We start from the raw sequence: 13,581 nt of genomic DNA, 5'->3' as shown, positions 1-13,581 counted from the left end.
CTTTCACGCACACAAAAAGAAGCCCGCGAATGCGGGCTTCTTGATTCGAGTCGGCTACTTAACCTGCAACCAACACGCGGATTGCCTCAAGACGTAACGCCGCTTTATCGAGCGAGCTCAAGCCTTGCTCACGCTGGTTGCGCAGGGTTTCGATCTCGCTGTCTCGCACGCTTGGGTTGACCGCTTGCAATGCGGTGAGACGGGCCAGCTCTTCATCCATATCAGCTGCCAGGCGACGCTTGGCTTCGGCGACACGCTCCAGGTGGCGCGGCATGACTTTTTCTTCACCCACTGCAATTTGCGGGTTGAGTGTGTCGCGCTGCGCCTGGACGAACTTGTTGGCGCTGGCGCGTGGCACGCTTTCCAATTGATCGTTGAGCGTCTCGAAGGCCACCTTGCTGGCAAGGTCGTTACCGTTGGCGTCGAGCAGGCAACGCAGCGCTGCCGGCGGCAGGTAGCGACCAAGTTGCAGGGCGCGTGGTGCGACCACATCACTGACATAGAGCAGCTCAAGCAATACGGTGCCTGGTTTTAGCGCCTTGTTCTTGATCAAGGCCACGCCAGTGTTGCCCATCGAACCGGAGCGCACCAGATCCATGGCGCCTTGCACCATGGGGTGTTCCCAGGTCAGGAACTGCATGTCTTCGCGGCTTAGCGCCAGGTTGCGGTCGTAGGTGATGGTCACGCCTTCGTCGTCGCCGAGCGGGAAGCTGGCGTCGAGCATCTTCTCGCTTGGGCGCAGGATCAGTGCGTTTTCCGAGTGGTCTTCGCTGTCAATACCGAAGGCATTGAACAACTGCTCCATGTAGATCGGCAAGGCGAACTGGTCGTCCTGCTCTTCGATATCGGCCGCCAGGGTCTGGCCTTCACCGGCGCCGCCGGAGTTAAGCTCCAGCAGGCGGTCGCGCCCCGCATGCAACTCGCCTTCAAGACGTACACGCTCGGTTTTGGCTTCGTCCGCCAGGGCTTGCCATTCGCTGTCATCACCGCTTTCCAGCAGCGGCAACATGCGGCTGCCAAACTGATGCTGAAGGGCGTTACCTGTCGGGCAGGTGGCCAGAAATGCGTTGAGCGCATTGTGATACCACTGGAACAAGCGCTCTTGCGGGCTGCTCTCAAGGTAGGGCACATGCAACTGGATACGGTGCTTTTGGCCGATACGATCAAGACGGCCAATACGCTGCTCAAGCAGGTCGGGGTGGGCCGGCAGGTCGAACAGTACCAGGTGGTGAGAGAACTGGAAGTTGCGGCCTTCACTGCCGATCTCGGAGCAGATCAGCACCTGGGCGCCGAATTCTTCGTCAGCGAAGTAAGCGGCGGCACGGTCACGCTCAAGGATGCTCATGCCTTCGTGGAATACGGTGGCGGGGATGCCCGAGCGCACGCGCAGTGCGTCTTCAAGGTCCAGCGCGGTTTCGGCGTGGGCGCAGATCACCAGGACCTTGAACTTTTTCAGCATCTTCAAGGTGTCGATCAACCACTCGACACGCGGGTCGAAGCGCCACCAGCGCTGTTCTTCATCCACCTCGGCTTGGGCTTGATAGCTGACTTCCGGGTACAGGTCCGGATGCTCGCCAATCGGCAACTCCATGTACTCGTCCGGGCTTGGTAGCGGATAGGCATGCAGTTCCCGCTCAGGGAAACCCTGGACAGCGGCACGGGTGTTACGAAACAGCAGGCGGCCAGTGCCGTGGCGATCGAGCAGTTCGCGGATCAAGCGCGCCGAGGCTTCGCTGTCGCCGTCATTGACTGCTGCCAGCAGGCCTTCGCCTTCGGCACCAAGGAAGTCATGAATGGTTTTATGGGCCTCGGACGACAGGCGACCTTGATCCAGCAATTCTTGCACGGCCTCGGCAATCGGCCGGTAGTTGGCACTTTCGGCGCGGAAGGCTTCGAGGTCGTGGAAGCGGTTGGGGTCGAGCAGGCGCAGACGGGCAAAGTGGCTGTCCTGGCCGAGTTGCTCAGGTGTTGCGGTCAGCAACAGTACGCCGGGGATGACTTCAGCCAGTTGCTCGACCAATGAGTATTCCGGGCTGGAGCGTTCCGGGTGCCAGACCAGGTGGTGTGCTTCGTCGACTACCAGCAAGTCCCAGCCAGCGGCAAATAAAGCGTCCTGGGCCTTTTCATCTTCGCGCAGCCACTCCAGGGCGACCAGCGCCAGTTGGCAGTCTTCGAATGGGTTGCTGGCGTCGCTTTCAATAAAGCGTTCGGCGTCGAACAGGGCGACGTCGAGGTTGAAACGTCGACGCATTTCCACCAGCCACTGGTGTTGCAGGTTTTCAGGAACCAGTATCAGTACGCGATTGGCACGGCCAGAGAGCAGTTGACGGTGGATCACCATGCCTGCTTCGATGGTTTTACCCAGGCCGACTTCGTCAGCCAGCAATACGCGCGGTGCAATTCGGTCTGCAACTTCGCGGGCAATGTGCAGCTGGTGCGCAATGGGCTGTGCACGCACGCCACCCAGACCCCAGAGCGGCGATTGCATGTGGTTACTGGTGAATTCAAGCGTGCGGTAACGCAGGCCGAACCAGGCCAGTGGGTCAATCTGGCCGGCGAACAGGCGGTCGCTGGCCAAACGGAACTGGATAAAGTTGGAGAGTTGGGTTTCCGGCATTGTCACGCTTTGATGCTGCGCATTGAGGCCGTGATAGACCAGCAGGCCGTCGATATCGTTGACTTCCTGTACGGTCAGCTTCCAGCCTTCAAAATGGGTGATCTCATCGCCGGGCGAGAAGCGCACACGCGTCAGTGGTGCGCTGCGCGCGGCGTATTGACGGGTTTCGCCAGTCGCCGGGTAAAGTACCGTGAGCATGCGACCTTCCTGCATGAGGATGGTCCCCAAGCCCAGCTCTGCTTCGCTGTCACTGATCCAGCGTTGCCCCGGTTCATACTGCTGCGCCATGCCTGTCTCCCGCGTGAAAAGCCGGCTATGGTAACCGCAACGCCGGTTTAGGCCAAAGCCCCATTGATCTTTTCGCGTTTTGCTGGATATAAAAAATCAGCCTTTGAGTCGAAAGTGTAGTGAGGTCAGGCTCATGTTTGCGCTCAACCTGCCGACAGCCTGACCAAAGGAGGGTCCAATCGTGTTGCCACCGATCCCGCAGAGCTTGGTCCCCGTTACTGCTAGCCAGGATGTGGTCAAGCCCAAGCCGCTTACCCCGCCGGTCATGCCTGTGGCAGAAACCAGCAAGGAAAGCGCGCTTAACCTCGATAAACGCCATCCGCAGGACGCCGAGGCGATATTGCGCGAAGAGCAGCGCCGCCAACAAAAACGCTATGCTGCGGCATTGCTGGCAGAAGCGGGCGATGAAACCAGCGACGTCGAGCCCAATGAGGACGGCGAGGAACTCCCGCGCCGGGGATTGTGGGTGGATATTGAGGTCTGAGCAGCCGACAATGCAGGTTGTGCTAACCGCGCGAGTGATCTTCTCGCACAGCCCGAATGCTTTGCCTTGAGTGAATAGCGCTGTGAGTTTGTTTGCCGATACCCCACTGCAGCTGCCTGATGCTGAGCTGGATTTTTATCCGCAGTGGCTCAACGCCGAGCTTGCCGACCTCTGGTTGCAACAACTGCATCGGCAGACGCCCTGGCAGCAGCCGGAGGTCAATCTGTTCGGGCGCTGCCATCCGGTACCACGTCTGTTGGCCTGGTATGGCGACGCGGGCATTGGCTATCGTTATTCGGGCCTGTATCACGTGCCCCTGCCGTGGACGCCTCTGCTGGCGCAGATCCGTACGCAACTGGTAGATTTTGTAGGCCAGCCCCTCAATGGCCTGCTGCTCAATTATTATCGCGATGGCCAGGACTCAATGGGCTGGCACAGTGATGACGAGGCAGAACTGGGGCGCGATCCGATTGTGGTTTCATTGAGCCTTGGCGGCGGCAGGCGTTTTGACTTGCGCCGTAAAGGCCAGCAGCGCATTGAGCACTCTTTGCACCTGGATCATGGTTCGCTACTGGTCATGCGCGGATCAACCCAGCATTATTGGCAGCACCAGATAGCCAAAACGCGCAAACCCTGCGCGCCACGGCTTAATCTGACTTTTCGTTATGTACTGGACGGGGATGGTTTTGCTCATGAGCAATGAAAACAACCTGATCGACTTTAACGTCGAGCGTGGCAAGCGGATCCACGACCTGCACGACAAGAAGCTCGATGAAATGCGCAAGGCGTTCGAGCAGGCCCTGCCACTGCCTAAGGCCAAGAAAAAGTCCAAAGGCAAGTCGAAGAAGCGCTAAGTCGTTACAAGCCCCTGTTGTTCTATTGATCTGGATCAGTGTCTGGTGCTGATTCAGTCCCGCCCCGGGATCATTATTGATCCAAGTCAAGTCCAGCCAGCCTGCCGTTGCGTAACTTGGAGCCATTCCAGATTACACGCCGTCTAGGAGGCAACCATGTTTATCGACACTGTCGTTCTTGCAGGTATTGGCACTGTATTGCTGATGTTCGCCTTCTTTGGCGGGGTTGGTATGTTCATTTGGAAAGACGCGCACAAGCGCAAGTAAGGCGGGTCTTTCAACTCGACTGCACGCAAGGCAGCTTCAGGCGACTTCGGTCGCCTTTTTTTGTGGGTCATCGTCTGCAATGGGCATGGCCGAAGAGTCAGCACAACCTTTGATTGAAATCCCCAGTGTTCAGCCTTGAGCACTTGAATGCATAGCCATCTATTTTTCGCAGAATTGTTAGCATGGGCTAGACGAATTTAGTTAGCTGGCTAATAATTGTCACGCGAAAGGCTTTTGCAAGCCTCTTAAGCTTCAGCGTGAAACCCGATTGCAGAATGATTGCCTAGCAATGCGGCTATGCCGCCGGTGGTCATCAATGAGCAATTTATAGCTTCGCAATACCTTGCGTGAAAGTTTCAGAGGCGTGTTGGTGTCAATCCGCTATTTTCATACTTGAGCAATTCCTCGGACGCAGTCATGCCCCACGCATCGCTGGCCTTCATTGCGCCTAGCCGACAAGCCATACAATTTGCAATCAAAACGCTGCTCGGAGCAGGGCTGGCGCTCTGGTGCGCGATGCGCTTTGGCCTAGAGCAACCGGTATGGGCGATGATGACCGCATTTATCGTGGCCCAGCCCTTGTCAGGCATGGTTGCGCAAAAGGGCCTGGCACGAATGGTTGGCACCCTGGTCGGGACCATCATGTCCGTGGCGTTTATTGGTCTTTTCGCGCAGACACCCTGGGTGTTCATAGGCGCGCTGGCGCTCTGGCTGGCCATGTGTACGGCTTCTTCAACCATGCTGCGCAGCGCCTGGTCCTACTCCTTCGTACTGGCAGGCTACACCGTGGCCATCATCGGCTTGCCAGCAGTGAGCAACCCGCTCACGGTGTTTGATCAAGCAGTGGCACGCTGCACCGAAATTTCATTGGGTATCCTCTGCGCCACCGCAGCAAGCGCAATCATCTGGCCACAGAGGGTCGAGGTGCAGCTGATCCAGCAGGCCAATGTTGCCTGGCGCGCTGGCTTGAACGCAGCCTCGCTGGCCTTGGCGCAAGAGGGCCACGCGCGACAGGGCTTGCTGCAGGTTCTGGGGCATATAGTGGCGGTCGACTCACAACGCGAACATGCCTGGTTTGAGGGCACGCGCGGGCGTCAGAGAGCTGCAGCGTTGCGGGTCCTGAGCCGTGACTTGCTTAGCATGTTGCGTCTCGCTCGTGGGGTAGGGCGTCAGTTACGCCAGCTCAGTGCGCAAGAGCGAGAGTGTATCGAGCCCCTGATCGTCGCTGCGCGTGAGCAGTTCGAAATGGAGCAGATGAGTGGTTTGGATGGGCTGGCCGAACGGGTTCGCTTGGCCGCCTTGAGCGAACGATTGAATACCGCGCAGCAGATCTGCCTGGAGCGCTTGTTGCTGTTGGTTACCCGCATGAAGGTTGCTGATCAGTCATTGCACGCTGTCGAACAGGGGGTTGCCCCGCGCAATGCGCCAGACCCCCTGTCATGGCACAGCGACTGGCAGACGGCTTTGATTTACGGTGGCCGCAGCGCCTTGGCCTTCCTGGCGTTTTGTACATTCTGGATGGCGACCGGCTGGACCTTCGCCTCCGGCGGTATCCTGATGACGGCGGTGGTCTGCAGCCTGTTTGCCAGCCGCGATAATGCAGCGCAGATCGGCATGATGTTCCTGCGCGGGATCTTCTACGCCATTCCAGTGGCCTTTGTGGTGGGAGAGCTGATCCTGCCGCAGTTGAGCAGCTTTGCCATGCTTTGCCTGGCCATGGGCGTGCCGCTGTTTTTTGCCGCATTGGGCATGTGCAATCCGGCCATGGGCGCCACGTCCACATCTTTTGCGCTGCACTTTATTTTGCTTTGCTCGCCGCAAAACCAGATGAATTTCAGCGTCTCTTATTTCCTCAATACTTCGCAGGCACTGATCATGGGGGTTGGCTTTGCCGTGCTGGCATTCAACCTGATTTCCATCCGCAACCCCCGCTGGCTGGGCAGCCGGTTGCTGGATGCCACGCTCAATGATCTGCGGCGCTTGACCCGGCGCCCCCTCAGTGGTGCCGAAAACTGGTTTGGCGGGCGTATTGCTGATCGACTATTGCAGTTGGCGCGACATTATCCTGCGTTGCCCAATGAAACGCGCACGCGCTGGGATGACGGTATCGCCAGCCTTGATCTGGGTGATGAATTGCTGCATCTGCGTGGGTGCCTGGAGGCCGGCGACAAGTCGGTTGGCATCGCCGAGCAGCATTTCCTGCAGCAACTCGATCTGCAACTGGGCATTGGTCCGGCGCCTGAGCGCGGGCAGGTATTGGATACAGCCGTTGAACAGTTGTTGCAGGCGCTCGATGCCAATACTTCGAGTATTGACCGGCGCCTGGCGCGAGCTGCGCTGCTGCAATTGCAGTTAGGCTGGAAAAACTGGTGTGCTCATAAAGGAGAGCAATATGGGCTTGCATGAGTGGTCGATAGGCGGTGTCCTGCTCAGCCCGTTTCTTATCTACCTGGTGCTGGCGTTTGCGGTGACCGGGGTCTTGCGCCTGTTGCTTGCTCGCCTTGGCGCCTCGCGCTGGATCTGGCATGAAGCACTGTTCGATACGGCGTTGTTTGTGTGTGTGTTGGCAGGCATTGTTGCGGTGCTTGGGCGTTAGTCATGGAGAATCAATTTATGCGTTCAACTATTCGTGTGTGTATTACCCTTGCCGTTGTGCTGGCGGCCTTGTTTGCCGGTCACTGGCTATGGAATTACTACATGTATTCGCCATGGACGCGCGACGCACGAGTACGAGCCGATATCGTGACCATTGCGCCTGATGTTTCCGGGGCAGTGGTGGGGTTGTCGCTCAAGGACAACCAGCGGGTCAGCGTTGGCGACCTGTTGATGAAGATCGATCCGGAGCGCTATGACGTTGCCCTTGAACAGGCCAAGGCGGTATTGGAAACCCGCAAGCAACAGTTGAATTTGCGTCAGCACGAAGCCTCCAGGCGTGCTCGCCTGGGGCCGCAGGCAATCAGCGCCGAGCTACGGGAGAACTCGCAGATCAGTGCGCAAATTGCCCTGGCCGAATACCATCAGGCACAGGCTGAGGTGAAGCAAGCCCAGTTGAATGTCTCGCGCAGCCGGTTGCTGGCAACGCGCAACGGCTACATCACCAACTTGCAACTTGCTGAAGGCAATTACGTAAACACCGGCCAGCCAGTGCTGGCGCTGGTGGATGAGGATTCCTATTACGTACAGGCCTACTTTGAAGAAACCAAGCTGCCCAAGATCGCAGTCGGTGATGAGGTCGAAATCTGGCTGATGAGCTATCAACACCCACTCAAGGGGCATGTGCAAAGCATCAGCCGTGGCATTACCGATCGCAACGCCAGCCCGGATGGCCAATTGCTGGCCAATGTCGAACCGACCTTCAACTGGGTGCGCCTGGCGCAGCGTATCCCGGTGCGTATCCAGCTTGATGAAATGCCGGAGGATGTCTTGTTGAGCGCCGGCATGACCGCCAGCGTCAAAGTGCTGGGCAAGCGCTAAGGAACCTCGGTAAATCCCAGAGGTTCCTCAAGTGCGGCGCCAAGTCGAGCATCGGTCGTCTTGGCGCATTGTCCTAGAAACGCGCAACCTTGGCGGGTGTGCGCTGCATGATCACCTTGCCTGCGCGAATCGAGGTCAAGGCATAACCTTGGGTGCGGATCATCTCGTAGTCACTTGGCGCTGAGAGCAGCAGCAGGTTGGCTGGACGGCCGACTTCCAGGCCGTAGCGTTCGCCCAGGTTCAGGGTGCGTGCGCTGTTATCGGTAATCAGGTCCAGGGCGCGCTGCAAATCGGCATAGCCGAGCATATGGCAGATGTGCAGGCCTGCTTCGAGAATGCGCAGGATGTTGCCGTTACCCAAGGGATACCAAGGGTCGACGATTGAGTCCTGGGCGAAGCAGACATTCATCCCGGCGCGATCGATCTCGGCGACTCGGGTCAGGCCACGACGCTTGGGGTAGGTGTCGAAGCGTCCCTGCAGGTGAATGCTTTCGGTCGGGCAGGAAATGAAGTTGATGCCCGACATCTTCAACAAACGGAACAGCTTCGAGCAGTAAGCATTGTCGTAGGAGCCCATGGCGGTGGTGTGGCTGGCGGTTACCCTGGCGCCCATGCTGCGTACCCGGGCTTCTTCGGCCAGTACTTCGAGAAAGCGCGAGTGCGGATCGTCGGTTTCGTCGCAATGCACATCCACCAGGCAGCCGGTGCGCTCGGCAAGGTCCATCAGGAACTTGATAGAGCTGACGCCCTGATCGCGGGTGTTTTCAAAGTGCGGAATGCCACCGACTACATCGGCGCCAAGTTCAACCGCTTGCTCCATCAGCGCGCGACCGTTGGTGAATGATTCAATACCTTCCTGGGGGAAGGCCACAATCTGCAGGTCGACCAGGTGCCGGGTTTCCTCGCGTACTTCAACCATGGCCCTGAGCGCACCCAGGGTAGGGTCGGTGACATCGACGTGAGTACGGACATGCTGGATGCCATGTTCAACCAGCATGTCGATGGTTTTTTTGGCGCGCAACTTGGTGTCTTCGTGGGTGACCTGTGCTTTGCGCTTGCCCCACAACTCGATACCTTCGAACAGGGTCCCGCTCATGTTCCATGCCGGATCGCCCGCGGTGAGCGTGGCGTCGAGGTGAATATGCGGTTCAACGAAGGGGGCGATCACCAGGTTGCCACCGGCATCAAGGTCGTTCGACACTGCGCTGATCGTAGGGCTATGGGGGCTGATCTCGACGATCCGATCCTGTTCCAGGACGATTCGATACAGGCCTTCGCGACCGCGTAGACGGGCGTTAATAATGTTCATGCAGTACTCCGGGCAGGGCGTGAAGAGGACAAGCGCCAAATCAACAAGGCGATGCTGATGTTGAGACGATCGTGGGGGTTGCTAAATGAGCTGCCTGTTAGCGTTTCGATGCGCTGGGTCCGGTAACTCATGGTGTTGCGGTGCACGCCCAGGCGCTGGGCCGCGAGCGCGAGGTTACCGCTCTCGTGGAACCAGGCCTCAAGCGTAGGCATCAATACCGGTTCGTGACGATTGTCGTCGCTGATGATTGGGCCGAGCACCTTGTTGACGAATTGATCGAGCACGCTGCGATCACGAATCGCGCCCAGCAGTTCAATCGCTCCCAGCTCGTTGAAGCTGCACACGCCCAGGCGTTCAGGGAATGACTGCGCGGCAACCAGTGCCTGGCGCGCCTCATGCAGGGCATGGGCGAAACGTGCGGGGCCATGACCTTCTGTGCTCAGGCCGAGGTACAGGCGCAGCGGGGCAAGCTCAGGGTTGAGCGCTTCGATCAGTTCCTGCATTGCTTGGCGATTACGTTGCTGGTCGTTCCTGGCGACGGCCGGGAGCAGGGCAATCCAGTGTTCGCCCTGGCAGACTGGAGCAAGTGCCTGGCCAAGAGTGTCCAATAGTTGTTGCAGTGCACGCTGCAGGCGTTCGCGACTGCCTTGCAAGATGGATTCGGCCTGATCAGCACCGAAGGCTTCGATCAGTCGTTCGCTGCCTTCGAGCTTGAGCAGCGCAACTTGCCGGGCGGTGGTCAATGGCAAGCCCAGGCTGTGCGCCCTTTGCAGCAAAGAGTCGAGGGACTGCACATCACCTTCGAGCAGTTGCTCAAGCAAGTGCTGGCGTGAGCGGCCAAGCATTTGTGCCTGGACCAAGGCCGTGCCAATGGCTTGGGTGACCACCACCATTTTCAGCGAGTAAGGTTGCTCGATGAGGGGGACGCCCAGTTGTTGTGCAGTGTCGATGACGCTCTGGGGAATCTGTTTGATGTACTCCGGACCGGTCAGTATGACCAGTCCGGCGGCAGCGCGTTGCTGTGCCTGGCGCACCAGCAACAACAGGTTTTCTTCATCATCGCGCGGGTGGTTGATGCCCGTGACAAACACCAGCTCGCCGCCCATGATCCATTCGGCGATGCTGCTGTTCTCCGCCACATAAGGCCAGCGAACCGGGTTGTTGTGCATCGCCTGGCCAGCACGCAGACGCATGCTTTCGAGGCCAGGCAGGGCCAGTATGTCGGCCAGGGTCAGGCTCATTTAGTTGACTGAGCCTGAGGCGTTGATGCTGCTTGTCGGCACCGGGCTGATGACTTTCGACAGCAGTATGTAGGCACATGCAGCCACGCCAATCCCGACGATAGGGGCAACCCATGGCGACATGTAGGCGCACACCGCGCCAATTGCATAGGCGCCAAGCCCAACCCAGTTGAATGCCGGTAACTGTGTGTCGGCAAGCTTTGGATAGCGACCTTTATGACCGTAGAAGAAGTCGGCCATGATCACGCCGCCAATCGGTGGAATGATCGAGCCGAGCAGGATCAAGAACGGAATCAGCATTTCGTACATACCGGCAATTGCCAGCAAGGTACCAATCCCAGCCCCGGCGACAGTGACCAGCTTGCGACGCTCGGTACGCAGCAAGTTACAGCCAGCGGCGGCGAAGTTATAGATGGTGTTGTCCTGAGTGGTCCACAGGTTGAGAAACAACATCACCACAGCCGCCATCGACAAGCCTTGCAGGACCAGCACTTCGACCACGTCCGGCTGCTGGTAGACAATGGCCCCGTAGGCGCCGGCAATAATCATCAAGCCGTTGCCGATAAAGAATCCGAGCAGGCTTGAGAGCATCGCCACTCGGCCGCTTTTGGCAAAGCGTGTCCAGTTGGTGGCTTGGGTTGCGCCGCTGACGAAGGTGCCGAACACCATGGTGATCGCCACGCTCAGGCTCATGCTTTCCTTGGGTTCGATCGCCATCAAGGCACTCATGCCCCCGGCATCGCGAGTGGCGATCCACAATGAGCAGCCAAGCAGCACCATCATCGCCGGTACCGCCACCCGCGAAAGCATGTCCAGGCCCTTGTAGCCAATGAAGGCCGTAATGCAGAAACCAAAGCCAAACAGCACCATCAGCGCGGTTGCCAGCCCTTGCGGCAGGCCGAGGATCTTTACCAGAACTATGGCAATGGTTGCGGTGCCCCAGGCGTACCAGCCTATCTGGGTGAAACCCAGCAGCACATCGGACAGCTTGCTGCCGGTCTCGCCGAAGCAAAAGCGCCCCATCAGCACGGAGTTCAAGCCGCTGCGACAGGCGATCAGCCCCAAAACCGCTGCATAGAGGCCGAGCAGCAGGTTGCCAATGACTGCGGCCCAGATCAGTGATGTGAAATCAAAGGCCATGCCGATTTTGCCGCCGGCGAACATGGTGGCGGTGAAGAAGGTGAAGCCGAATAGCAGAATCGAGGTTGAGAACAGGCCTTTGCGCGCGCCTTGCGGAACTTCGCTGAGCGGGTAGTCGCTATCGTTGTTGGTTGACATGGGGAAACTCCACAGGGGGTAGTGAAGTATTCGGCATAGCAGATGGCGTGCCAGTCCGCTAAATTCTGAGAATGCACTTCACACAGAATGATTGTTACAAAACGATTTGTGCGTAGTGCACAAAAAAACGGTGAATATATTGGCTAGGCTATGTGCTGGATAAATCCATAGGGTCAGGTACTGTGCATGCAGGGCTTGCATGCACAGCTATTGTGCATTGTCCGATGGCTCAGGCACAAAGCACAATATGTGTTTGTCGAGCGCTATTGCTTAGCTGACAGTAACCTGTGGCATCGGCGGCATCTCGACTGTTTGTTTCTTGCGTGGAGCCAGGATCTCGGCTTCACCGTCAACCACCATTTCATCACGCTGATTGACCACGCGAGTGGCGATGCGTACCCGGAACTTGGGTAGTTTCTCGAGAATCTCCAGTTGCACGGTCAGGGTATCGCCGAGCTTTACCGGCAGGGTAAAGCGCATGGTCTGGCCCAGGTAGATGGTACCGGGCCCGGGCAATTCACAGGCAACCGCTGCGCTGATCAAGGCACCGCTGAACATGCCATGTGCAATACGTTCCTTGAACATGCTTTCGGCGGCGAACTGGGCATCCAGGTGAACCGGGTTGTTGTCACCAGAAACGGCGGCAAATAGCTGCACGTCACGCTCCTCGACAGTCTTGCTGTAACTGGCTTTTTGGCCGACTTCGAGTTCGTCGTAAGGCGTGTTGCTAAGTTGGCTCATTGGTGGATCTCCTGGATAGTGGATCGAAATGGGCGTGGCTGGCCAAGTGTCTGCTCCAGCCAATCAATGATAAAACCGCTGACCTCCTGGCGATTGCTCTCGTTGAGCAATTCGTGGCGGGCTTCAGGGTAGATTTTCAGTTCTACATGCTGTTTACCGGCCTCTTTAAGTGCGCCGGCCAAGTCTGCAAGACGTTTGCCCTGGCTTACCGGGTCACGTGCGCCGCCAATTATCAACAACGGCAGGCTGGCTTCGATCTGGGCGAGCTTTGCAGGTGGAGTGATCTGCTGCAGGCCGGCGAGCAAGTCGAGCCACAACTGGTTGCTGCAACGAAAACCGCAGAGCGGGTCATTGATGTACTTGTCGACCTCGTCCGGGTCGCGGCTCAGCCAGTCAAACGGGGTGCGGTTGGGCTTGAATGCCTTGTTGAACGAGCCGAATGAAAGAAAGTCGATCAATGCACTGTGGCCCATCGGACCTTGGCGCCAGGCCTCAAACCGGGCGATGGCCCGCGCGCTTTTGTACAGGGCAACGGGTTGATAGTTGGAGCCTGAAAGTACGGCGCCATGCACGCTGCTGCTGTGCTGCATCAGATAGGCTTGGCCGATATAGCTGCCCATGCTGTGGCCGAACAAGAATATCGGGGCTTGCGCATGTTGATGGCGGATCAGGTGATTGATGCAGGCCAGGTCATCGACCACCAGATTCCAGCCGTTGGCGTCCGCATAGTGGCCAAGGGTGCCATTTTCGGCTGTCCTGCCGTGGCCGCGCTGATCGTGCGCATAGAGTTCGAAGCCATTGGCGACCAGCGCTTGCGCGAAACCTGCATAACGCCCGCTATGTTCAGCCATGCCGTGGGCCAACATGACGATTGCCTTGGGTGGCTGCTGGCCAAACCAGTGGTTGACATACAGTGGCGTGCAATCAGTACTTTTATGCCAAAAAGCCTCGTGTTGCATGGCGAATCCTTAGCAGGCGTGAATGGCTATTGTAGGACCAGCCCGGGCGCTTTGACAGTCGAATAAGGT

Annotated in this window: 13 protein-coding genes; 7 read left to right on the top strand and 6 right to left on the bottom strand. The window is 58.1% G+C overall.

The annotated features are described in order from the left end of the window. Nucleotides 1-58: 58 nt before the first annotated feature. Nucleotides 59-2,905: an RNA polymerase-associated protein RapA gene (gene rapA, locus CHB79_RS06270; protein ID WP_089359285.1), complete on the bottom strand. Its 2,847-nt coding sequence runs from the start codon at nt 2,903-2,905 to the stop codon at nt 59-61. A 181-nt stretch (nt 2,906-3,086) separates the two neighbouring features. Here rapA and CHB79_RS06265 point away from each other — a divergent pair, with 181 nt between their 5' ends. The 7 genes from CHB79_RS06265 to CHB79_RS06240 all read left to right on the top strand — a co-directional run bounded on the left by CHB79_RS06265 (nt 3,087) and on the right by CHB79_RS06240 (nt 7,984). Then, the gene (locus CHB79_RS06265) at nt 3,087-3,389 is read left to right on the top strand and encodes an aspartate-semialdehyde dehydrogenase (protein ID WP_089359284.1); all 303 of its coding nucleotides are present in this window, start codon (nt 3,087-3,089) and stop codon (nt 3,387-3,389) included. Between the two features lie 82 nt (nt 3,390-3,471). After that, entirely contained in the window at nt 3,472-4,092 is a 621-nt protein-coding gene (locus CHB79_RS06260; protein ID WP_010490511.1) for an alpha-ketoglutarate-dependent dioxygenase AlkB family protein, read from the top strand. After that, nucleotides 4,082-4,243 carry a hypothetical protein gene (locus tag CHB79_RS22000; RefSeq protein WP_010490513.1) on the top strand — a complete coding sequence of 54 codons (162 nt, stop codon included), beginning with the start codon at nt 4,082-4,084 and terminating at the stop codon, nt 4,241-4,243. Before CHB79_RS06260 ends, CHB79_RS22000 begins: the two co-directional genes overlap by 11 nt. A 156-nt stretch (nt 4,244-4,399) precedes the next feature. Continuing rightward, nucleotides 4,400-4,510 carry a cytochrome c oxidase subunit CcoM gene (gene ccoM / locus CHB79_RS22295; protein WP_010490515.1) on the top strand — a complete coding sequence of 37 codons (111 nt, stop codon included), beginning with the start codon at nt 4,400-4,402 and terminating at the stop codon, nt 4,508-4,510. Nucleotides 4,511-4,927: 417 nt separating this feature from the next. Further along, nucleotides 4,928-6,916, top strand: coding sequence for an FUSC family protein (locus CHB79_RS06250; RefSeq protein WP_089359283.1), 1,989 nt, complete (start codon nt 4,928-4,930; stop codon nt 6,914-6,916). Next, nucleotides 6,903-7,106, top strand: coding sequence for a DUF1656 domain-containing protein (locus CHB79_RS06245; RefSeq protein ID WP_010490519.1), 204 nt, complete (start codon nt 6,903-6,905; stop codon nt 7,104-7,106). The genes CHB79_RS06250 and CHB79_RS06245 overlap by 14 nt, the downstream gene beginning before the upstream one ends. Before the next feature lie 17 nt (nt 7,107-7,123). Beyond that, a complete protein-coding gene (locus CHB79_RS06240; protein WP_089359282.1) occupies nt 7,124-7,984 on the top strand; it encodes an efflux RND transporter periplasmic adaptor subunit in 861 nt (286 codons plus the stop codon). Between the two features lie 73 nt (nt 7,985-8,057). Here CHB79_RS06240 and codA read toward each other — a convergent pair whose 3' ends face one another. The 5 genes from codA to CHB79_RS06215 all read right to left on the bottom strand — a co-directional run bounded on the left by codA (nt 8,058) and on the right by CHB79_RS06215 (nt 13,512). Continuing rightward, the gene (gene codA / locus CHB79_RS06235) at nt 8,058-9,293 is read right to left on the bottom strand and encodes a cytosine deaminase (RefSeq protein ID WP_089359281.1); all 1,236 of its coding nucleotides are present in this window, start codon (nt 9,291-9,293) and stop codon (nt 8,058-8,060) included. Continuing rightward, on the bottom strand, nt 9,290-10,534 hold the full coding sequence (locus CHB79_RS06230) for a PucR family transcriptional regulator (protein WP_089359280.1): 1,245 nt from the start codon (nt 10,532-10,534) through the stop codon (nt 9,290-9,292). The genes codA and CHB79_RS06230 overlap by 4 nt, the downstream gene beginning before the upstream one ends. Beyond that, entirely contained in the window at nt 10,535-11,812 is a 1,278-nt protein-coding gene (codB, locus tag CHB79_RS06225) for a cytosine permease (protein ID WP_089359279.1), read from the bottom strand. A 270-nt stretch (nt 11,813-12,082) separates the two neighbouring features. After that, entirely contained in the window at nt 12,083-12,553 is a 471-nt protein-coding gene (locus tag CHB79_RS06220) for a MaoC family dehydratase (RefSeq protein ID WP_010490527.1), read from the bottom strand. Then, nucleotides 12,550-13,512, bottom strand: coding sequence for an alpha/beta hydrolase (locus CHB79_RS06215; protein ID WP_089359278.1), 963 nt, complete (start codon nt 13,510-13,512; stop codon nt 12,550-12,552). Before CHB79_RS06215 ends, CHB79_RS06220 begins: the two co-directional genes overlap by 4 nt. Nucleotides 13,513-13,581 lie beyond the last annotated feature (69 nt).

The sequence above is a fragment of the Pseudomonas segetis genome, from assembly GCF_900188155.1.
Classification (GTDB): Bacteria; Pseudomonadota; Gammaproteobacteria; order Pseudomonadales; family Pseudomonadaceae; genus Aquipseudomonas; species Aquipseudomonas segetis.
Note: the sequence above shows the minus strand (reverse complement) of the source record. Positions and strands in the feature narration are given on the sequence as shown.